Raw genomic sequence first — 19,556 nt, forward strand, 5'->3', positions numbered from 1 at the left:
ACGCCCGCGGCCCCGCGCCTAGAACGCGCGGTGCGCCGCGTCGCTCAGCTTCTGGAAGGTCTCCGGATCGGGGAATCCAGACACCTCGTAGCGCGGCGGCCACACATTTTCGAGCGGCTGGAAGCCTTCGGGCCACACATCGCGGGCCACGTCCAGGCGAATGGTGATATTGGCGGCTTCCGGATCGGCATCGTCAAGATAGTTAATGAAATCCGCGACCGCCGGGATGGACCCGTAGTGGTCCGAGCGGCGCCACTGCGTGAGGCTCACCGCGCCTTCGTCCAGGTCATGCACCTCGTAGAGGGCCACGTGGCCCATCTTTTCCGGCCAGCGCGAAAGGAATTCCTGCTGGTGATCGTACATGCGCCCGCGGAAGGTGGCGCGCAGATTCGCCAGCGGCGCGTAGGCCGGGTGATCCGGCATAGGAATCCATTCCATCCAGCCGTCCGCGGCCACGGTGTGGGGGAGCGGGTAGATAGCGTCGTCGATATCGTAATCCTGGAGCAAACGGTTGAAGAGCGCGGGAAGCTCCGGATCATCAGCCAGCACCACAAAGAGGCGCGAACGCGAAGCCGGCACGAACAGCGGCAGCGCGCCGTTGTATTGCTTGCTGATCGAGTACGCCACCTGCTGGACCAGATCCACATCCGCGAACCACGAACTCTGGTAATTATTCGGTTCGGTAAAAGCCAGCACCCGCGCGCCCGCGTACATCATGACCACCAGCTCCAGAGCCGCGTAGCCCGATTGCGCATTCAGGCCGCGCAGCGATTCCACGGCGTGCCCAAACAGCGGACCCACATCATCCGTTCCCGGAATGAGATCCAGATCCGAGAAATACAGCGGAATGATGTTATCCGGGGTATCGCGCGCCAGCCCCACGCCCACGAAATCCGTGAGCGGCAGGTAGATAAAGGAATCATCCTCGCGCCGGTTGACGCGCGTGAAATAATCCGCGGCGCGCACAATCGGCATAATCGGCCCCTCGGCGTCACCCTGCTCCTCCGCGAGCTCATCGAGCGCGGGGTCGCGGTGCGGAAACCCCGGGTCGCTCGGATCCATGGTCCCGAAGAACTGCGCGAAGATTTCCCGCCAGGACAGGTTTTTCTGGCCGCGGCCCGGAGGGGTGCCGGGCATCTCGGGCGCGCTGCTTCCCGCGGCCGCACCGGTTCCGGTAGCTGCGCCGCCCGCGTTCGCGCCGTTTCGGGCCGACGACGCCGCCCCCGGCTGGGCGGACCCGGCCGCACCTTCGGTGACCTGCGGGGTGGTGGCCCCGGATACGCCAATAGTGATGAGGCGGTTGAGAAGTGCGCGCCGGCTGTCTTCGGGAGCATCCGGATCGATCATCTCAAAGGGGCGGAAGCGGAAGGTGCGTCCGTCCGGGAGCAGGACATCCAGCCACGGCCCGTCGGCATTGACCAGCGCGCCGGCGAGTTCGGGATGAGCGGTGGCGACCTCGAGGGCCCAATTCATGAGCGACATACCTCTATTCTGGCAGAAAGTGGCGCAGGCCGCTTGCCGGGCGCGGTATCCTTGCAAGCAGAGATGTGACTCATGGAACCAGGTCGAGGAGGAGCCATGCCGTCCTATTCTTATCCCGGTGATGGGCTGCTGGCCTGCGTGCCCGGCCTGGCGGTGTTCACGCCCGCCCTACCTGCCGATCCAGCCGCGGTGTGGGAAGCGATGCGCGCCGGTCACGATTTCCCCACTCTTCTCACGCATCTGTGGTCCGCGCTGGGCGCGGATTTTGCGCTGTTCTACGCCGACGGCCCGCTGCTGCGGGTAGCCGCGCACGGCCTCATTGTTCGCGACGTCACCGGCCGCGCGGTCGCGGACGGCAGTAACGCCCTCACCTGGCAAGAAGCCGCCACCACCCAGGACACCACGGTGACGGTGGGGAACGTTGGCGCTGCGGGCGCTGCGGGTGCGGAAAGCACGGCATTCGGTAGGAACGACGGCGCGGCCTGGGGCGCCGGTACCCCCGGGAACGACGGCGCAGCTCCCGCACCTGGCCCGGCCCTCCCGTTAGAGCGCGGCATGGCCCGCGCCGGTGGCGCTCGCATTAGCCTCAGCCCGGTTCTCAGCGGCCGGCCTGCGGCTGCGGTTGAGCGCCCGGCAGCTCTGCCCGTTGATCGCCCGGAAGCTTCGGCTGCCCACCCGGCGGTTCCGGAACTTCCGGCACCGCCACTTCCACCGGCGGCGCCGGTGCCTTCAGCGGTGCCAGCAGCGCCGGCGGTGGAGAGCGCCCCGGTGCCCAGCTACGCCGCGGCTACCGAAGCCTACCCGGTGCAGGCCACCGAACCCTATCCTTCCTCCGGCATTCCCGCCCCGCTTCCGGCGGTCGAATTACGTTTCTCTTTCGGGGAGACGGTGGTGCTGGGCGGGGTGAGCCCGGCTCTCAAAAATATTATTATGGGGCGCCGCCCGCTCCTCGATGCCGCGGCCGCGGGCTCGGATCCGGCAGCTACCCAACTCCTCCCGGTTCCTTCCCCGCGTCAGGAGATCTCCCGCACCCATTGCGAAGTTCTGGTGGAGGCGGGCGGTGCATTCCTGCGGGATTGCCATTCCAATAACGGCACCTACCTCAAGCACGGGGACGGCCCGCTGCGCCGCATCGAACCTGATCACGCGGTCGGCCTGGAAGATGGGGACCTGGTAGATATGGGTGACGCCGCCAGCTTCACGGTTCATTACCGCAGCTAGCGCCGCCGCGCCTTATCCTCAGCGGCACGCCGGGCTACCTGGGAATACGAACACCCGGGCTGCCCGCCGCGCCACGCAGGCTGACTCGCCCGCTCGGCTACTTCCGATACAGCGTTTTACGCTGGTAATGCGGTTCGCTGGTGACATTCACGCCCAGGGAACGGAAAATACCATCATCCACGGAGCCGAGGATCGTAGTGGTATGCACATCGCAATTCTGCAGATCCTTCAGCTTGCTCAGCGCCGCCGCCGCGGTGGGATCCGAAGCCGCGGAAACCGAGAGCGCGATAAGCACTTCATCGGTGTGCAGGCGCGGATTACGCGAACCCAAGTGCTCCGTCTTGAGGGTCTGGATCGGGGCGATGGCCTCCGGGGCCAGCAGCTTGACCGAATCATCAATCCCGGCCAGCACCTTGAGAGCATTAAGCAAAACAGCGGCGGAACAACCCAGCAGCTCCGAAGTCTTCCCGGTCACGATTCTGCCATCGGGAAGCTGGAGCGCGGCGGCCGGCCCACCCGTGGCCTCGGCCTTGCGCAGCGCCGGGGGCACCACCGGCCGGTCGGTGCCGGTCACCCCGAGCTTGGCCATGATGAGGGCGATCCGTTCGGAACATACCGGCTCAGATTCGCTGCGCTTCTCATCAACAAGCGCACGGTAATACCGGCGAATAACTTCCTGGCGGGCGGCTTCGCGGCAAACGTCGTCGTCGGAAATACAATATCCCACCATGTTAACGCCCATATCCGTGGGGGATTTGTACGGCGTTTCCCCGGAAAGTTCGCGCAGCAGCAGGCTGAGCAGCGGGAACACCTCGACGTCGCGATTGTAATTAATCGTTTGCACGCCGTAGGCGACCAGGTGGAAGGGGTCGATCATATTGACGTCGTCCAGATCGGCCGTTGCCGCTTCATAAGCGAGATTCACGGGATGATCCAGCGGAATATTCCACACCGGGAAAGTCTCAAACTTCGCGTAATTGGAGGTGATGGAACGCTGGTGGTCGTGGTAGAGCTGCGAAAGGCAGGTGGCGAGCTTGCCGGAACCCGGGCCGGGCGCCGTCACCACAATAAGATCGCGCTGCGTTTCCACGTATTCGTTCTTTCCGAAACCGTCCTCGGAAACGATGAGCGCGGTATTGGAGGGGTAGCCCGGGATGCGGCGATGGCGCGCCACATTGAGACCCAATTTAATAAGACGGCGGCGGAAATCACGCGCCTCGTGGTTATCTTCCTCGTACTGGGTGAGCACCACGGAATTGACCATGAAGCCGGCTTCGCGGAATACGTCCACGAGGCGCAGCACCTCATCCTCATAAGAAATGCCCAGGTCGGCGCGGTGCTTCGCCTTGAGATCGCGCGCGTTAGCGGCAACCACAATCTCCAGCTCATCCTTCAATTCGGCCAGCATCGCAATTTTGTTATCCGGGGTGAAACCGGGCAGCACCCGCGAGGCGTGGAAATCATCAAAAAGCTTGCCGCCCATCTCCAGGTAGAGCTTCCCGCCGATCTTTTCGCGGCGCTCCCGAATTTTCTGGGACTGGAGCTTAATGTATTTTTCCCGATCAAATCCGATGCTCTGCAATGAGGGGATATGGGGGGAAGGGGAAGGGGTTTCTGTAGTAGGGATGGAGTTACGCGCGTTTTTATCAGCCACGCCGGATCGCCTCTCTCGGTCACCTCAGCAGTACCGACAAAGTGTAGCGCCTCGCGCCGGATTTCGCATCGAGCGGGCGGGCGTGTGCGGGAGCGCGGGGCATTCGGGCTGGCGGTGAGGGCGCGAATGCTACGGGCAGGCAAAACCGGGCGTGGTTAAACCGTTGCGCTCATCGATTGAGTCCGCAACAATAGGGGGCGACGCTGGGAGGAGATATGCCAAAGATTTCTGCACCAACGGTCCGCGAGCATCGGGAAATGATGATAGCCCGGCTCGTGGATGCGGCGGAAAAGATTCTCAAAGACGAGCCGGGCAAACCGCTCTCGGCCGGGGCGGTGGCTGCGGCTGCGGGTATCGCGCGCAACTCCATTTACCGCTATGTCGGGTCGGTTGAAGACCTGCGGCTGCTGGTGCTCGAACGGAATGTGCCCAGGTGGCGGGCCAAGGTGATGGGCCAGGTGGATATGAATGCCGAACCGCGCGAACGCCTCGCGCAGCTGGTGGTGGCGTGCATCCGCCAGTCCGGCCAGCGCGACTCGCATAAATGGCTCATGGGTCTCATGCGTGCGGCACGCGGGAAAGGTTCGGAGAAGGCCACGGCGCATACCAAAATGGGCGTGGATAAAGCCCACGGTTTCTTCACTGACGCCCTCAAAATGTGCTGGAAAGATACCGGTATCGCGCATCCTGATATTTGGACCTCATTCAGCCGCGCCCTCATTTCCGACGCATTTCGCCAGGTGGAAACCGGCGCGTCGCTCGAGGATGTATGCCGGATTGCCCGTCACACTATTCTTGCTATGTCCGCCGGGCATACAGATGACGAACTCGAGAAAGAACCACACGCATGACACACGCGCGCATCGCGATCAACGGCTACGGCAATCTAGGCCGCGGGGTGGAACAGGCCCTCAGTCTCGCCCCCGACCTGGAGCTGGTGGGGGTCTTCACCCGCCGCGAAGGCGTGATGACCGCCTCCGGCCCGGCATTCCCCGCCGCCGAACTCACCGATCCGCAGCTGCGTGACCGCTGGACCGGCAAAATCGACGTCGTTATTAACTGCGGCGGCTCGAAATCGGACCTCGATACGCAAACGCCGCTGGTTGCCTCCGGTTTTAACGTGGTGGATTCTTTTGATACACACGCGCGGATTCCTGCGCATTTCGAACAGGTCGACGACGCCGCCCGCGCGGCCGGCACCCTCGCTCTCATTTCCGCTGGTTGGGACCCGGGCCTGTTTTCGCTTCAGCGGTTGTTGGCCGAGGCGGTTTTGCCGGCCGGGCACGCGGAAACTTTTTGGGGGCCGGGGCTGTCCCAGGGGCATTCGGATGCGGTGCGGCGGGTGCCGGGCGTGAAAAACGCGGTGCAGTACACCGTTCCCAAGGAGCAGGTGCGGGCTGCGGCCCTGGCCGGGCAAACGGAAGGCCAGCTCAGCGCGGGCGATAAGCATCGCCGGATCGTTTACGTGGTCTTGGAGAGCGGTGCGGATCCGGAGGCAGTGCGCCAGGCCATCGTGACGATGCCGAATTACTTTGCCGAATACGAAACTGAAGTCCACGTGATTTCCGAGGAGGAGTTCGCCGCGGAGCACACCGGGATGGCGCACGGCGGCGATGTGATTCGGCACGGAACCACTTCGCCGGGGACTTCGCACGCCCTGCATTTCAACCTCGCGCTGGATTCCAATCCGGAATTCACCGGGTCGGTGCTGGTGGCCTGCGCCCGCGCGGTGGCGCGGATGCACGCGCGCGGGGAACGCGGGGCGGTTACCCTCTTCGATGTTCCGCCGGCTTTGCTTCACCCGGCCAGCGCAGCGCAGCTGCGCGCGGATTTGCTGTAGGGAGGGTTCCCGGTGATTATCCTCGCGACCTGCTATGCCTTGGGGTATGTTCAGCGGGTGAAAAAAGCTCAGAAACCGGAATAGGAGCTGTTCCTCGATGATCTCGAGGATGATCGCGAACTCGGGATCCGCTAGATTAAATTCGCGGAGGCCAGCCATTCCTCTAGCGCGCTATCTGTAGCGGCCTCGTGGATATTCTCACCGCGCACGGAGAAGGGCACGCCGGTGGTTGCCTCCGGGGCCAGGTTCGTGAACGTCGATTCGATTTCCACCTTCGGCGAGCCGGACCAGGTGGTGAACGGCAGCACTAGCTGGTCCGTGAGCCCGGCGGACTTCAGGTAGGTCTGCACCACCGGGGGGACCTGCTCGCACCAGACGGGGAAACCGACAAGCACGACGTCGTACCCGCTCGCGCTGGGCGCCGGGGCCGTAAGCTCCGGGTAAATGCCCTCCGCAAGTTCGCGGGTGGACTGGGCGTGCGTCTCATTCGGATCCGCGGGATAGGGGTGCGCGGGGACAATCTCAAAAGTATCCGCACCCAGGCGCGCTGCGATTTTTTCCGCCAGCACCTTGGTGTTCCCGATCTCGAGGTTACGCACCTCGCCGTCCCAGAAATTCAGGCCGGCACGCGAGAAGAAAGCTACGAGACAGCGCGGGCGGCGCGCATCCGCCGGCGTTTCCTGCTGAGCCGCACGAATTTCTGACATCGGAATTTCCTTCCCGCGAAGCGAGCCCTCCGCACTGAGAATTGTGACCTGAACATCATCCATTCTGCCACCGAGCCCGGGCTACCAGCGGGTCTTTATACCCGGGGCGTCCACGCTTAATTCCTGAATTGTTTCTCAATTATTCGCGTTCCAGCCCCTTCTGATTCACTTGCCAGCCCCCTCTGATTCACCCGCCCGCCCGCGTTATTCACCTGCCAGCGCCCTAATCATTGGCGCGCCCGCGCGCCAGCACCACCCGAGTTTCCAGCGGTGTGACCACCAGAATGCTCACCAAGCACATGGCCAAACCAAGAACCGTAATGATCCCGAGTTTCGTGAAAGCAGCGGTATCCAAGCGGGCACCCCACGAGTAATTCGTCATAAGAGACATACCAACCCCGAGCGCGGTGGTCAGCGCCGTCGTTACTACCAGGGGAATAAAAGTTTGCAGGATCCGAATCCGCGTGAAAACGGCCGTGGGGAAACCGAGGAAACGCAAGGACTGCGTCTGCTGCGCCGATTCGAAAACGAGGGAGGCGTGATTCGTGAGACTGGACAGCGCCACCACCGCGAAACCGAAACCGAGGGTGACCATCACGCCCGTGCCGATATCGGCGGAGACCAAGCGAATCGCCACCGAATCCGAACCGCTGCGCTCGGGAAGCGTGGAGGTGTAGCCACCGATGAAACACAGCAGCGCGAGGGTGGAGACACTACGCCACACCGCGCGCGGATCGTTGAGAATCCGCCGCGCCGCCATGAGCAACGACGCGCGGCGCGAACGCGTGAGCGGATAGGCCAGCGCCTGAATGATAAAGGAAGCCGCCACCGAAAGCGCGAACAGGAAGACCAGCAGCACGCCCGCCATCATGACGATTTGCACGATGGGCGTAGAACCCCCACGCGCATTCGCCACCAGCACATACATAATTCCGGCGACGACGAGCACCCCCAGGCGCCACGCCCGCAGCGCACGCGGAGTTTCGCGGCGCGCCACCCCCAGGGGTGAAATCGATACCCGCATCAGCCCGCCGAGCGCCGATACCAAGGTCACCACGAAGAGCAGCGCAATAACCGCGGCGATAAAGGGAACCGGCAGCAGCATCTGGGCCGGATTAATGGGCAGCCCGAGGAAGCTCAGCGCGCGCCAGCCCGGCAGCGTCACCAGGTAAAGCACCGTGCCCAGGGCGGTGCCCAGCAGCCATTGCACCACCGTTTCGCACAGCGAGATCGCAATCGTTTGGCTGCGGGTGGTGCCAACCAGGCGCAGGGAGGCCAGGCGCTGGGAGCGATCCTGCGCACCCAGCCGCGCAGCCCCGGAAGCCAGGGAAGAAATGGGGATAACTAGGAGCGCCCCGGCGAAAAGTGCCAGGCCAAGGTACATTTCTGTCAGGCCGGCGCCCATGGTCTCACTCAGGGCTTCGAGGTGGGCGGCCATGGCCAGGCTCGGATAGAAATTCCAGTTATAGAACATGAAGATGCCGCCGGCGATGGTGAGGGCCATGGTGGCCGCCAGCGTGAAACTGAGGACCGCGAGGATATCTAGCCAGGCGTTACCGGTGCGGGCGTGCAGCCGCGCCAGAGTGAGGCGGGGCGCGAAGGAGAGGACTTTCATTGCAGCTCGCCCCCGTTCGCGGTGGTGGTGCCGGGCCTCGGTGCGCCGGGGCGCGCCGTGCCGGGTTGTGCGGATCCGGACGTGGCCACGTTAGCCGAATCGGCGTGAATAACGCCGTCGCGAATCTCCACGAGGCGTTCGCACCAGGCGGCCACGTTCGGGTCGTGGGTAACAATAATGAGGGTGGCCCCGCTCATTTTCGCGGCGGTGGTCAGGATCTGGGTGACTTCATGGCCGGTGGCCTGATCGAGGGCACCGGTGGGTTCATCAGCGAAAACTACCGCCGGCTGGCCCGCCAAGGCACGCGCAATGGCCACACGCTGGAGCTGCCCGCCGGACATTTCGCCAGGCCTACGGTGGCGTTCGGGTTCCACCCCGAGGCGCGCCAGCCACATATCCGCCGCGGCCAGCGCCTCCCGCCGGGGCTTGCCCTGGAGCAGCAGCGGCACCGCCACGTTTTCGCGGGCCGGTAGCTCGGGAACCAGCTGACCATCCTGGAAAACAAAACCGAAATTCTCCAGGCGCATTTTCGAGCGCTGTCCATCGGACATATCCGAAATCGGCTCGTTGCCCAGGAGCACCGTGCCGGTGGTGGGCGCGATAATCCCGGCCAGGCAGTGCAGTAGTGTGGACTTACCCGAACCGGAAGGCCCCATAATCGCCACCGACTGCCCGCCCGGAATACGTAGCGAGACCTGGCGCAGCGCCGCCACGCTCCCAAAATTCTTCGTGAGATTATTCGCCACCAGGTCCGGGGCGAGATTCTGTGCTGTGTTCATGGCTCTAGTCAACTTCCGATTGGCCGGCGGCGGCAGGGCTCGTACTCCACACTTATGGTAGAGCTAGGTCTACCATTCCCGGATTTGCGCGTGGTGGCGGGCGGTGCCCGGCTACCATGGCGGTATGACAACGCAGAGCGCCATGCACGTAGATAACACCCGCGTGGTGGCCGAACAACTCCGCCGCGCCACGATGCGCGGGGTGCTCGCCGGTGGCCTCGGCACCATCGCCCTGGTATTCGTGGCGGTGGCGGGGCTCTCGCTGCTCGGCGGATTCAGCCCGATTCCTATCATCATCGGACTGTCCGGACTGCTGGCCCTGGGTGGGGCCGCATGGATAGTGTGGCGCGGGAACGGACGGGCGCTCGCGGACGTGGCCCCGGCGTCGTCGACCTGGATGGCGCAGCCATCCGATCATCGCGACGTGGTGCACGCGCAACGCTCCATTGCCGCGGCTTTTGAAATCGAACGGCGCCGCATCGAACGCGATCTGCACGACGGCGCCCAGCAGTACCTGGTCGCAACCTCGATGGACGTGGGTGAGGCGGCGTTTCTGCTGGAAGGTGACGCGAACGGCGTTGTGAGCTCGGCGGATCTGGCGGCCGCGCGCGAACGCATGGCATCCGCGCAGGACCGCGCGGAACTCGCCCTTACCTCACTGCGGCGCACCGTGGCCGGAATCCACCCGAAGGTGCTCTCTGACCTGGGGCTGGAGGCGGCGGTGCGCGACCTGGTGGTTTCCGCGCCGGTGCCAGCCACCCTGCGGGTGCCGCGCCCGCTGCCCGAAATCCCCGAAGGCGTGATCGCCGCCGCGTATTTCACGGTGGCCGAAGCGCTGACGAACGTGGCGAAACACGCGCCCGCCGCCACCGCGACCGTGCTGCTTATTGCCGACGATGACCTCCATCTCAGCATTACCGATACCGGCCCGGGCGGCGTTATCCCGGGCAGCGGCCTGCGCGGGATCGGCGAGCGGCTCGCGGCTTTCGGCGGCAGCCTGCGCATTTCCAGCCCGGTGGGCGGGCCCACGGAAATTCGCGCGCGCATCCCGCTGCTGCTCCACCGCGGCGAATGGGGGAGCGGGGCCGGGGTGGCGAGGGCTACGGACGTGCCCGCGACGGTCGCGGCGCCGGACGTTGCGCCGGAAACCGAAAATATGAGAACGGAGGGGACGGATGCGTCTGGTCGTTGCTGATGATTCCGCGCTATTTCGCGAGGGGCTGTGCGGGCTGCTGGAGCGGCGCGGGCACACGATTGTGGCCACCGCCGCCACCGCGCCGGAGCTGAGCGAGACGGTGCGCGTGGCCGCCGCCCGCGGGGAGGTCCCCGACCTGGTCATTACCGATGTGCGCATGCCGCCCACCATGAGCGACGACGGCCTGCGCGCCGCCGTGGACCTGCGCCGCGAATTCCCGGCCCTGGGCATTATGGTGCTTTCCCAATACGTGGCGCCGGCCTACGCGCGCGAGCTTTTCCACCCGGCCGCGGGTGCGAGCGGGGCGGGCCTAAGCGCGGGTGCGAGCGCCGGCGGGAACGGCGCCGCGGTCACGCATGCTTCCGGGAACGAGGATGACGCGCCCGGTGGCCTGGGGTATTTGCTCAAAGATCGCGTGGCGCGGGTAGCGGATTTCGTGCGGTCCCTGGAAATTGTGGGGGTGGGCGGCGTGGTCGTGGATCCGGATGTTGCGGCCCAATTAATGGCGACGACGCCGTCACTTCTCACGGAGCTCACCTCCCGCGAACGTGAAATCCTGGAGCTCATGGCGCGTGGATATGCCAATTCAGCAATCGCCGCCGAGCTCTACCTCACCGGGGCAACCGTCTCCAAACACGTGGCAAATATTTTCCTCAAGCTGGGGATGCAGCCCGGGGAAGAAAACCGCCGGGTGCGGGCGGTGCTGGCCTATCTGACGGAAACCTCGCGCGCGGGCTGAGGCGGGTGGTGCGCCTACGCTCAGTGGGCGGGGTGCGCCGTTCGCGCAGGCTGCGGTTCGGGCTGAAAATTGTGTCGGAGGCCCGTGGGAGAATGGGAGCATGACCTCGGATCCCTGCGCTCGCCTGCTCGCTGCCCCGCCCTCGCTGCCGGTAGCAGCCCACCTCGATGAGGTGCGCGCCGCGCTGCCGCTCGCGGTGGTGAGCGCGCCGCCGGGAACCGGGAAAACCACGCTCATTCCGCCGCTGGTGGCCAGCGCGCTCGCGGAAGGCGTGCGTGGAGGAACCGATGCGGGCGGTACTCAGCCCGGGCGGGTCCTCGTGATTCAGCCGCGCCGGGTGGCCGCGCGGGCTGCGGCCCGGCGCCTGGCTGAACTTTTCGCGGAACCGGTAGGTGCTACCGCCGGCTATAGCGTGCGCGGGGATTCCCAGGTGAGCCGGGAAACCCGCATCGAAATGATCACCCCCGGTATCGCGGTGCGCCGCCTGCAAAGCGACCCGGAATTGCGCGGTGTCGGCGCGCTTATTTTCGACGAAGTACACGAACGTCACCTCGATGCCGATCTGGCCCTCGCCCTCGCCCTGGAAGCCCGCGCCGCTTTCCGCCCGGACCTTTTGCTGGTGGCCATGTCCGCCACCGTGGAATCCCAGCGCACCGCGGCTTTGCTGGAAGCGGGGGCCGCAGCACCCGGGGAAACCCCGCGGATCGTGGATATTCCGGGCGTGCTCCACCCGCTCACGCTGCGCTACGCACCGCCCGGGCGCGGGGAAGAACCCCTGGGCACAATTTCGCGGGAGGGCGCACTCGGGGTGCGCCGGGAATTCCTGGCGCACGTGGCCCGGGTGGTGGAACGCGCTTTTAGGGAGGTGGAACTCGGCGATATTTTGGTGTTCCTGCCCGGGGTGCGGGAAGTGGAGCACGTGGTGGGTTTGCTTGGGCATCTACCTGCCCGGGTGGCACCCCTGCACGGCTCCCTCACCGGTGCTCAACAGGATGCCGCACTCCGTGAAGTTGCGGGAACTCGCAGCATTATTGTGACCACCGCTATCGCGGAATCCTCCCTCACCGTACCCGGGGTGCGGATCGTGGTGGATAGCGGGCTTTCCCGGGAACCCCGCACCGATTACGCCAGTGGCATCAGCGGGCTCGTTACGGTGTTGGAATCCCAAGCCGCCGGTATCCAACGCGGCGGGCGCGCCGGGCGTTTAGGCCCCGGAACCGTGTATCGGGTCATGAGCGAAGCTACCTGGGCGCGCCTCGCCGAACGTTCCACCCCGGAAATCTATACCGCGGATCTCACCGATTTTCTGCTGCAAGCAGCTGTATGGGGTGCCCCGGAAGGCCGGGGGCTCGCCCTCCTGGACTCGCCCCCGCAGCCGGGCGTGGCGGCTGGCATGCGCACCCTCACCGCCCTCGGCTGCATGGTGGCAGAACACGACGCCGGGGATGATGCGGCCGATGGTGGGACGCTCGGAACCGAGACGCACGGGAGCGCCGTCGCCGGTGAGAGTACCGGCGCTGAGCGCGCCTGGCAGGTTACGGACCTGGCCCGCACCCTCGCCCCGCTTCCGGTCAGCACCCGCCTGGGGCGTAGCCTGCTGGAAACCACCCCGCGGTTAGGGGCAGGTACAGCCGCCCAGATCGTTGCCGCGCTCGCGGAATCACCCCGGCTGCCCGGGGCTGATCTGGCCCGATGGCCCACCGCCGTCTCACCGGCCTGGGCCCGGCAAGCCCAGCGCCTCGAAAAACTAGCCCGCCGCGCCCTGGGCGAAGCCACGGCAGCCGGCAGCGGGCGGCATGAGAGCGGGCAGAGTGACAGTGGGAAATCTGGCAGCGGCGCAGCCATCCGCGGGAAAACCGATACCGCAGGTTCCGGTACAACCGGCCCAGCTGGCTCCGGGAAACCCAGCCGGGCGGCCCGCAGTGACGATGCCCTCGCCCTCGTAACCGCCTGGGCATACCCGGATCTGCTGGCCCGCGCGGTGGATAGCACCTCGGGGCGCTACCTCCTGGCCAACGGTAGCGGGGCAGTACTCCCGCAAGGCTCCCCGCTCCTTGGAACGCCCTGGCTCGCGGTCGCAGAAGTGAGCGCCAGCCAAGGCCGAGCGGATGCACTCATCCGTGCCGCCGTACCCGCCGATGAAGAACTCGCCCGCCAAGCCGGCCGCGGCCTCATCACCACCGGCACCGCAATCACCTATCGGAAAGGCCGTCTGCGGGCCCGGGAAACCACCCGGCTGGGAGCCATCGAACTCGCCGGCCGGGATGTAGAGCGCCTCCCGCGCGCAGCCGCCACCGCGTGGGTGAGCACCGCGGCCAGCTCCGGAACCCTCCCGCTGGAATTCACCGCCGGAGCCCAAGCCCTGCGCGAACGTCTCGCCTTCCTCCACACCGTCCTAGGTGAACCCTGGCCCGATATGAGCGAAACCGCACTACGCCAGCGCATTGACGAACTGGCCGGCCCCGAACTCGCCGCCCTCGCCCGGGGCGGCACCTGGGGAAACCTCGGGGCGGGAAATATTGAACGCCTCCTGCCCTGGCCGGAAGCTACCCACCTGGACGAACTCGCTCCCGCCAGCCTCACCATCCCCACCGGAGAACAACGCACCATCCACTATGAGGGCGGCCGGCCCACCGTTCGCCTGCGCGTCCAAGAAGCCTTCGGCTGGACCAAAACGCCGCGCCTGGCCGGCGGGCGCATCCCCGTCACCCTTGAACTACTCTCCCCGGCCGCTCGGCCCGTTGCCATCACCGACGACCTCGAAAGCTTCTGGGCCGGCCCCTACGCCCAAGTCAGGGCAGAAATGCGCGGGCGCTACCCGCGCCACCCCTGGCCGGAAAACGGCGCCACCGCCAGCCCAACCAAACGAGCCCGCCCGCGCCGCCCGGGTCAGAGCCGCTAAACCCGCACCGCTACAATGCGCCCATACTGCTCACGCCCGCGCGGGCGGGTAGGTGAAGGCCTACGGCTAAAGTACGCCCAGGTCGCCCCGGGATATGCCTCAGTAGCCGAAGGTCAAGGTGCCAGTTTCGTCGTCGTCGGCAAAATCCCGGCGAATAGAAGTCGCAGCGCCGGCAAGATTACGCAAGCGCGCCCGCAACATCTCAATCGTGAGCCCGGCCATCGGCAAACAAATCCGCAACTGGAGGTGACCACCCGACATCACCGCATCACCATCCAAAAACTCGCCGATCCGCTCCAAAATATCGCGAGTACGTGCCTCCGTTGGCGACTCCACCAGCGATGCCGCCACATACAGTACATCCCCCAAGCCGGGAACATTCGCGTAACTCGCGATCATCTCCTGTTTATCCGACTCCGAACGCCACACCACCTCAAAACGGTAATGCACCCCATCCGGCAGCGCCTGGGCATGGTAATCAGCCACCAGCACCTCATACAGGCCCGCCGCCGTTGTCACATCACGAGAATCGGACGCTCCGCGCCCCGACTTCTTAGACATCAGCTTCCCCCTCCCGGGTAGCATCCGAAAGCGCATCCGCGCCGGCCGGAGATGCCGCATCAGCGCCGCCCGCATGAGAGGCATCCGCGCCGCTCATCGCCCGGGCCTGCGCCGCCACCAAAGCCGCGCAAGCGGCCAACTGCTCAGCCGGAACCGGCAGCGCCACCGCGTAATGAATATGCGCCCGCCCGCCCAGCAGGCGAATCCCACCAATCGGCAGCGCATCCGCGGCGCGCAGAACCGCGATCAGATCCGGGCCGGTCGGGTCAATACCGAAATGCTCCAGCACCGCCGCCGCATTGCGGGAAAGCACCGAGTCAGATTGCGCATCAGATTGTGCATCGGATTGCGTAGTGGGTTGCGCGCCGGTTTTGGCGGCGGGCTGCGTGCCTGCTTGCGTGCCTGGCTCAGATGCTGCGTGCGTGCTGGACGCCGCGGATGCGGCGGCGCCGTCGTACTTACGCAGCTCCGCGCCGGTGAGCACCGGTGCCGCAAGATGAACGACGGCGCGGCTATCGCGCCGGGTGGACTGCCCGGGCCAGGCGGTAACCGGCACCCCGTGAGTGACAAATCGTAAAGCCGGAGTCTCATCCGCCCGCGCGCCCGCATAAGTATCGCGCAGGGCCGCGGCGGCATCCTCCCATGTTGTGAACTGTGATACCACCTCACCAGTATTCCACGTTGGCGGCAGAATGCGGCACAGGCCGGGCGCGCCGCGTACAATAGAGATCATCCCGTCCACGCTTGTCCGCGGACGGCCCCCTGAGCATCCTCGTGATTTTTCCGCGGCCCTCGAGTAGCAAAGGACGGTACCAGCAGCCATGGCGCATGGAGCACATCTGGCCCCCGAGAGTGACAACCAGGCGGACGCTGCTGCCCTGGATCGGGCCCTGCTTGCTATGGTCGCCGAAGCTGCGCGCCTGACTGCCCCGCGCATGTGGATCAATCGCCTCCGTTTTTCTTCGCGCCGGGCCGCGGTGGCCGCCCGCACCCGCCTGCAACGCAACGGCTGGGTTCAGCAATCGCAACTTTCCCAATTCGGGCGGTCCAAAGATTCCTGGATGCTCACCCTGTGGTCCGCTACCTCCGTGGATAACGGGGTCATCGCCGATTCGCGTTCCTACCTGGAGCTTATTGCCGCCGCCACCAACGGGCGTTACCTGGGTTGGGAAGCTTCGCTGCTGCCGGCTCTGCGCGAATGCGATAATCCCGATTATTACCCGGAAGGGAGCATCGGCTGGCTCGCCCCCGGGGATGAGAATTATTTACACGAAGCGCGCGAAGAAGCGAAGAAATTGGTGCCGCGCGGGCGGGAACTGCCCCAGAACCTGCACGATATTTGTGCTTTGCTGCCCGAATTGCGCGGCCAGCGCTCCCGGCAGGCCCTCGCCTCCGGGCTCGGGGTGCTCATCGGGGACCGGCTGGTAGCCCACGCGCCCCTCGCCTGGGTGGCCTACCGCCAGCGCGGCGGTTTCTACCCTTGCCTGCTGGGCCTGGAACGCGATACCGCCTACTTCCCCGAATCCATCGTTGCCGAAGCTTATGACGCCGAAGCGGATCTGTGGGAGCGGCTCCAAGAAGCCGTGCTAGAACTGCCCGCGGCCGAGCAGTAGTGAACACCGCGCCGCGCCCTCGATTTGGCTGGCGATCCACCCGGGCCGCTGCCCGCTAATTTCAAAAGCGTGGCTGAAATAAAGATCCGTGCCGTGCACCACCACTCCGCCGAGGGGTAGAGCCGCGGCCTGGCGGGCTGCCTCCCGCACCGCATCCGCGTTAGCATCACCCAGGCGCAAGGTCACGGCCGCGCTATCCGCCCCGCTCACCAGGGTATTGCGCAGCATCACCACCGGAACTTCAGAGCCATCCACCCGGAGGGTAGCCCCGAAACCGTATTCGGCCTGAGCCGCATCGCGCTGCCCGAGCAGCGGAGCGAGCGCGGAAACCAAACCGTTCCAGCGATACACCCCGGCCGTGCCCAGCAGCTCATCAAAACGGGCATCCACCCCGGTCGGATCCGTGAACTGATCGGCATCCCCGGGCGCATTGCCCACAAAAGGATTCATTTCTGGGCGAGCGGAAAACGTATCCTCCAGAATATCGCCGGCGCCGGCCACCGCCTCCGGCCCGAAAAGATCATCTTTCGTGGGGGGAACGTTATCGAGACCGCGCACGAATACCGCGGTGGCGTCAATAGCGGCGACGACGAGGAACTTCACCATGCTGGTGAGCCGCGAGAAAGGTAATCCGGCCATGCGCAGCGCCAGGTGCAGGACCACATCCTCTCCGACAATACGCACATCGCCCAGAGAAAAAGTCTCAAAAACCCAGCCGGCCAGGCCGGTTACATCGATGAGATCCGCCCGCCCCACCGAGCAGCGCAGATTGAGATAGGAACGCCCCTCCCCATCGCGCGCCGGGGAAAGTTCCACAGTTTTCAGGTTGTGCCCGATAGCCACGGCCAGGCGCAGCCCCTCCGTGGATGCCACCGGGCGCATTCCCGCCCGGCACGCGGTCACCACGCGTTCCCAGGTATTAATGATGTAGCCCGGTTCGCCGGGTTCGGCTTCCGGAATATCGCCGAGGGAAGCGGCGATGGTGTCAATTTCCCGACCGATAGCGTCCATCTCATCCATGGGGGAAGTCTACCCGGGGCCTCCGACAGCAAAATGCGGTGTTCACGCTCGGCTCTGTAATGTTCACGCAGGGCTCTGTAATGTTCGCGTACGGCTCTGCGGTGTTCACGCAGGGCGGCGCGGTGGGCGATGTCATATTAAGTAAAAAATGTGGCGAATACTCGGGGAGAAAGTCCCAGTTGCGGGATAAAACCCTCGCGCGCGGTGGTGATATCGCGTAGGATTAGGCTCCGTCACCAAAAAGTAAGGGTACCCTTACTTACGAGCGTTGGGCTTCCTCACAGGGTGCATCCGATCAGGGCACCAACGCCCAGTATAGCCAGAAAGGGGATGGTGATGGGAATCGGATATCAACGAGGTGCGGTCCGGGCCGGCCTGGCCGCGCTGCTGGCGAGCATGCTTGCCCTGCTGGGGGCCTGCGGAGCTGCGTCGTCGCCGGAAAAAAGCGCGGGAAGCGAGAAACCGCAAGTGCTCACCACCTTCACGGTGCTGGCCGATATGGCGAGCAATATTGCCGGCGAGCATATGGAGGTCGCCTCGATCACCAACCCGGGCGAAGAAATTCACGATTATCAGCCCTCGCCCGGCGATATTAAACGCGCGGAAGGCGCGGATATTATTCTGTACAACGGCCTGGGCCTGGAGCGTTGGTTCGAAAAATTCGTGGAGAATTCCACCGCGGAACGCATTAACCTTTCCGACGGAATCGAACCTGTGGCCATCGCGGAAGGCGATTACCAGGGCAAACCGAATCCGCACGCGTGGATGAGCCCGAAGAACGGCAAATTGTACGTGGATAATATGGTCGCCGCTTTCGCGAAAGTAGATCCCGCCCACGCTGAGGATTACCGCACCAACGGAGAAAACTACAAGAAACAACTGGATGCCATCGCCAGCGATATGGACGCGGCCCTGGCCACCATCCCCGAATCCCAGCGCGCGCTGGTGAGCTGCGAAGGCGCATTCTCCTACCTCACGCGCGATCACGGCCTGCAAGAAAAGTACCTGTGGGCGGTCAATGCCGAAGGCGCGCAAACCCCCAAGGCGAAGGCCGACCTCGAGAATTTCGTGCGCACCTCCGGGGTGCGGGCGCTGTTCTGCGAATCCACCGTGGACGACAAAATGGCGTCCGTTGCCGAAGACACCGGTGTTCCGGTGGCCGGCTTACTGTACGTCGACTCGCTTTCCGAGGCGGACGGCCCCGTGCCCACCTACCTCGATTTGCTTCGGTACGACGCCGATCTCATTACCCGCGGGCTGACCGGCAAGGCCAGCGAATCCGCGAGCGAAGCCACGAAACCCGCCGGCAAGTAAACGCCGCTCGCACGTACGCACAATCGCAGAAAGGCGGAGAAACGGTGGCAACACCAGCAGAAACTCCGAAATACGCTCTTGAGGTGAACGGTGTTCACGCGCGCTACGGCTCGGTGCAGGCCCTCACCTCGGTGAGCTTCGGGCTGACCCCGGGGGTTATTTGCGCCCTCGTGGGGCAAAACGGCTCGGGTAAATCAACGCTCATGAAATCAATTATGGGATCGGTGCGCCACGGCGGGGATATTACGATCCTCGGCCAGAGCGGCGCGCGAGCCCGCAAAGCCGGTCTGGTCGGCTACGTCCCCCAAAACGAAGGCGTGGACTGGGCTTTTCCGGTTAGCGTGCAGGAAGTGGTGACCATGGGCCGCTACGGCTTCATGGGTCCCACCCGCCGCGCTCGCGCCGAGGACCGCGAGGCGGTGCGCCACGCCCTCGATATGGTGGAAATGACTCCCTACGCGGAGCGCCAGATCGGCTCGCTCTCCGGCGGGCAGCGCAAACGCGTGTTTATTGCACGCGCCATCGCGCAGGGCGCCCAGCTCATGCTCCTGGACGAACCCTTCGCCGGGGTGGATAAACCCTCGGAAACCATGATTATTGCGCTGCTCCAGAAACTGGCGGCCTCCGGGGTAACCATCCTGGTCGCCACCCACGATCTGGCCGGCCTGCCCCAGCTGTGCTCCGAAGTGCTCCTCCTCAACCGCCGCGTCATTTTCCACGGCCCGGTGGCCGAGGCCATGAAGCCCGAGCACCTCATGCAGGCCTTCGGCGTCGTCCCCGATCACGGCGAACCGGATCCGGCCGCGGATCCGGCAACCGCTTCGGGCGCAGACCCGGCCACGGATCCGGCCACAGACCCGACCACGCAGCTGCGCAAGGCAAAGGAGAATCGCTAGTGTGGTACGAACTTTTCG

The 19,556-nt window shown here is 65.0% G+C and carries 17 protein-coding genes; 9 read left to right on the forward strand and 8 right to left on the reverse strand.

Annotated elements, in window-relative coordinates:
• Positions 1-18 precede the first annotated feature (18 nt).
• Positions 19-1,482, reverse strand: a complete 1,464-nt coding sequence (locus ACRQDJ_RS03650) for a hypothetical protein (protein WP_284904004.1) — start codon at positions 1,480-1,482, stop codon at positions 19-21.
• A 96-nt stretch (positions 1,483-1,578) separates the two neighbouring features.
• On the opposite strand from ACRQDJ_RS03650, the gene ACRQDJ_RS03655 reads away from it, so the two are divergent.
• The gene (locus ACRQDJ_RS03655) at positions 1,579-2,703 is read left to right on the forward strand and encodes an FHA domain-containing protein (RefSeq protein ID WP_284904005.1); all 1,125 of its coding nucleotides are present in this window, start codon (positions 1,579-1,581) and stop codon (positions 2,701-2,703) included.
• Positions 2,704-2,800: 97 nt separating this feature from the next.
• Here the strand turns inward: ACRQDJ_RS03655 and ACRQDJ_RS03660 are convergent, their stop codons facing one another.
• Positions 2,801-4,285 carry a DUF1846 domain-containing protein gene (locus ACRQDJ_RS03660; protein WP_159455036.1) on the reverse strand — a complete coding sequence of 495 codons (1,485 nt, stop codon included), beginning with the start codon at positions 4,283-4,285 and terminating at the stop codon, positions 2,801-2,803.
• A 287-nt stretch (positions 4,286-4,572) separates the two neighbouring features.
• On the opposite strand from ACRQDJ_RS03660, the gene ACRQDJ_RS03665 reads away from it, so the two are divergent.
• Together ACRQDJ_RS03665 and ACRQDJ_RS03670 are read left to right on the forward strand one after the other, a co-directional pair.
• A complete protein-coding gene (locus tag ACRQDJ_RS03665) occupies positions 4,573-5,208 on the forward strand; it encodes a TetR/AcrR family transcriptional regulator (RefSeq protein ID WP_284904006.1) in 636 nt (211 codons plus the stop codon).
• Entirely contained in the window at positions 5,205-6,197 is a 993-nt protein-coding gene (locus ACRQDJ_RS03670; protein ID WP_435713204.1) for a diaminopimelate dehydrogenase, read from the forward strand. Before ACRQDJ_RS03665 ends, ACRQDJ_RS03670 begins: the two co-directional genes overlap by 4 nt.
• A gap of 131 nt (positions 6,198-6,328) precedes the next feature.
• Here ACRQDJ_RS03670 and ACRQDJ_RS03675 read toward each other — a convergent pair whose 3' ends face one another.
• The 3 genes from ACRQDJ_RS03675 to ACRQDJ_RS03685 form a co-directional block, all read right to left on the reverse strand.
• Complete coding sequence (locus ACRQDJ_RS03675; RefSeq protein ID WP_284904010.1) at positions 6,329-6,904, reverse strand: flavodoxin; 576 nt, start codon at positions 6,902-6,904, stop codon at positions 6,329-6,331.
• A 223-nt stretch (positions 6,905-7,127) separates the two neighbouring features.
• A complete protein-coding gene (locus tag ACRQDJ_RS03680) occupies positions 7,128-8,519 on the reverse strand; it encodes an ABC transporter permease family protein (protein WP_435717787.1) in 1,392 nt (463 codons plus the stop codon).
• Positions 8,516-9,298, reverse strand: coding sequence for an ABC transporter ATP-binding protein (locus ACRQDJ_RS03685; RefSeq protein ID WP_284904014.1), 783 nt, complete (start codon positions 9,296-9,298; stop codon positions 8,516-8,518). Before ACRQDJ_RS03685 ends, ACRQDJ_RS03680 begins: the two co-directional genes overlap by 4 nt.
• A gap of 124 nt (positions 9,299-9,422) precedes the next feature.
• Here ACRQDJ_RS03685 and ACRQDJ_RS03690 point away from each other — a divergent pair, with 124 nt between their 5' ends.
• The 3 genes from ACRQDJ_RS03690 (at position 9,423) to ACRQDJ_RS03700 (ending at position 14,134) form a co-directional block, all read left to right on the forward strand.
• Positions 9,423-10,493, forward strand: coding sequence for a sensor histidine kinase (locus tag ACRQDJ_RS03690; protein WP_284904017.1), 1,071 nt, complete (start codon positions 9,423-9,425; stop codon positions 10,491-10,493).
• Positions 10,474-11,232 (forward strand): response regulator transcription factor, encoded by a 759-nt coding sequence (locus ACRQDJ_RS03695; RefSeq protein WP_284904019.1) that lies wholly within the window; start codon positions 10,474-10,476, stop codon positions 11,230-11,232. The genes ACRQDJ_RS03690 and ACRQDJ_RS03695 overlap by 20 nt, the downstream gene beginning before the upstream one ends.
• Before the next feature lie 100 nt (positions 11,233-11,332).
• Entirely contained in the window at positions 11,333-14,134 is a 2,802-nt protein-coding gene (locus ACRQDJ_RS03700; protein ID WP_435717788.1) for an ATP-dependent RNA helicase, read from the forward strand.
• A gap of 99 nt (positions 14,135-14,233) precedes the next feature.
• Here ACRQDJ_RS03700 and ACRQDJ_RS03705 read toward each other — a convergent pair whose 3' ends face one another.
• Together ACRQDJ_RS03705 and ACRQDJ_RS03710 are read right to left on the reverse strand one after the other, a co-directional pair.
• Positions 14,234-14,695, reverse strand: a complete 462-nt coding sequence (locus ACRQDJ_RS03705) for a hypothetical protein (RefSeq protein WP_143231834.1) — start codon at positions 14,693-14,695, stop codon at positions 14,234-14,236.
• Positions 14,688-15,428: a hypothetical protein gene (locus ACRQDJ_RS03710; RefSeq protein ID WP_101657654.1), complete on the reverse strand. Its 741-nt coding sequence runs from the start codon at positions 15,426-15,428 to the stop codon at positions 14,688-14,690. Before ACRQDJ_RS03710 ends, ACRQDJ_RS03705 begins: the two co-directional genes overlap by 8 nt.
• A gap of 88 nt (positions 15,429-15,516) precedes the next feature.
• Here ACRQDJ_RS03710 and ACRQDJ_RS03715 point away from each other — a divergent pair, with 88 nt between their 5' ends.
• Positions 15,517-16,308, forward strand: a complete 792-nt coding sequence (locus ACRQDJ_RS03715; protein WP_087070223.1) for a ribonuclease E inhibitor RraB — start codon at positions 15,517-15,519, stop codon at positions 16,306-16,308.
• On the opposite strand, the gene ACRQDJ_RS03720 is transcribed toward ACRQDJ_RS03715, so the two are convergent.
• Entirely contained in the window at positions 16,282-17,328 is a 1,047-nt protein-coding gene (locus ACRQDJ_RS03720) for a hypothetical protein (protein WP_087070224.1), read from the reverse strand. The two genes, ACRQDJ_RS03715 and ACRQDJ_RS03720, sit on opposite strands and share 27 nt — an antisense overlap.
• Positions 17,329-17,664: 336 nt before the next feature.
• Here ACRQDJ_RS03720 and ACRQDJ_RS03725 point away from each other — a divergent pair, with 336 nt between their 5' ends.
• A complete protein-coding gene (locus ACRQDJ_RS03725) occupies positions 17,665-18,642 on the forward strand; it encodes a metal ABC transporter substrate-binding protein (RefSeq protein WP_087071150.1) in 978 nt (325 codons plus the stop codon).
• Between the two features lie 44 nt (positions 18,643-18,686).
• Positions 18,687-19,538: a metal ABC transporter ATP-binding protein gene (locus ACRQDJ_RS03730; protein ID WP_087070226.1), complete on the forward strand. Its 852-nt coding sequence runs from the start codon at positions 18,687-18,689 to the stop codon at positions 19,536-19,538.
• Positions 19,539-19,556: the final 18 nt, after the last annotated feature.

This window comes from Actinotignum urematis, from assembly GCF_051264595.1.
GTDB classification, from domain to species: domain Bacteria; phylum Actinomycetota; class Actinomycetes; order Actinomycetales; family Actinomycetaceae; genus Actinotignum; species Actinotignum timonense_A.

Coding starts and splice junctions, on each gene's coding strand:
- ACRQDJ_RS03655 (WP_284904005.1), top strand. CDS start 1,579: ATGCCGTCCTATTCTTATCCCGGTGATGGGCTGCTGGCCTGCGTGCCC.
- ACRQDJ_RS03725 (WP_087071150.1), top strand. CDS start 17,665: ATGGGAATCGGATATCAACGAGGTGCGGTCCGGGCCGGCCTGGCCGCG.
- ACRQDJ_RS03665 (WP_284904006.1), top strand. CDS start 4,573: ATGCCAAAGATTTCTGCACCAACGGTCCGCGAGCATCGGGAAATGATG.
- ACRQDJ_RS03680 (WP_435717787.1), bottom strand. CDS start 8,519: ATGAAAGTCCTCTCCTTCGCGCCCCGCCTCACTCTGGCGCGGCTGCAC.
- ACRQDJ_RS03675 (WP_284904010.1), bottom strand. CDS start 6,904: ATGTCAGAAATTCGTGCGGCTCAGCAGGAAACGCCGGCGGATGCGCGC.
- ACRQDJ_RS03695 (WP_284904019.1), top strand. CDS start 10,474: ATGCGTCTGGTCGTTGCTGATGATTCCGCGCTATTTCGCGAGGGGCTG.
- ACRQDJ_RS03705 (WP_143231834.1), bottom strand. CDS start 14,695: ATGTCTAAGAAGTCGGGGCGCGGAGCGTCCGATTCTCGTGATGTGACA.
- ACRQDJ_RS03710 (WP_101657654.1), bottom strand. CDS start 15,428: ATGATCTCTATTGTACGCGGCGCGCCCGGCCTGTGCCGCATTCTGCCG.
- ACRQDJ_RS03715 (WP_087070223.1), top strand. CDS start 15,517: ATGGCGCATGGAGCACATCTGGCCCCCGAGAGTGACAACCAGGCGGAC.
- ACRQDJ_RS03700 (WP_435717788.1), top strand. CDS start 11,333: ATGACCTCGGATCCCTGCGCTCGCCTGCTCGCTGCCCCGCCCTCGCTG.
- ACRQDJ_RS03690 (WP_284904017.1), top strand. CDS start 9,423: ATGACAACGCAGAGCGCCATGCACGTAGATAACACCCGCGTGGTGGCC.
- ACRQDJ_RS03685 (WP_284904014.1), bottom strand. CDS start 9,298: ATGAACACAGCACAGAATCTCGCCCCGGACCTGGTGGCGAATAATCTC.
- ACRQDJ_RS03650 (WP_284904004.1), bottom strand. CDS start 1,482: ATGTCGCTCATGAATTGGGCCCTCGAGGTCGCCACCGCTCATCCCGAA.
- ACRQDJ_RS03720 (WP_087070224.1), bottom strand. CDS start 17,328: ATGGATGAGATGGACGCTATCGGTCGGGAAATTGACACCATCGCCGCT.
- ACRQDJ_RS03670 (WP_435713204.1), top strand. CDS start 5,205: ATGACACACGCGCGCATCGCGATCAACGGCTACGGCAATCTAGGCCGC.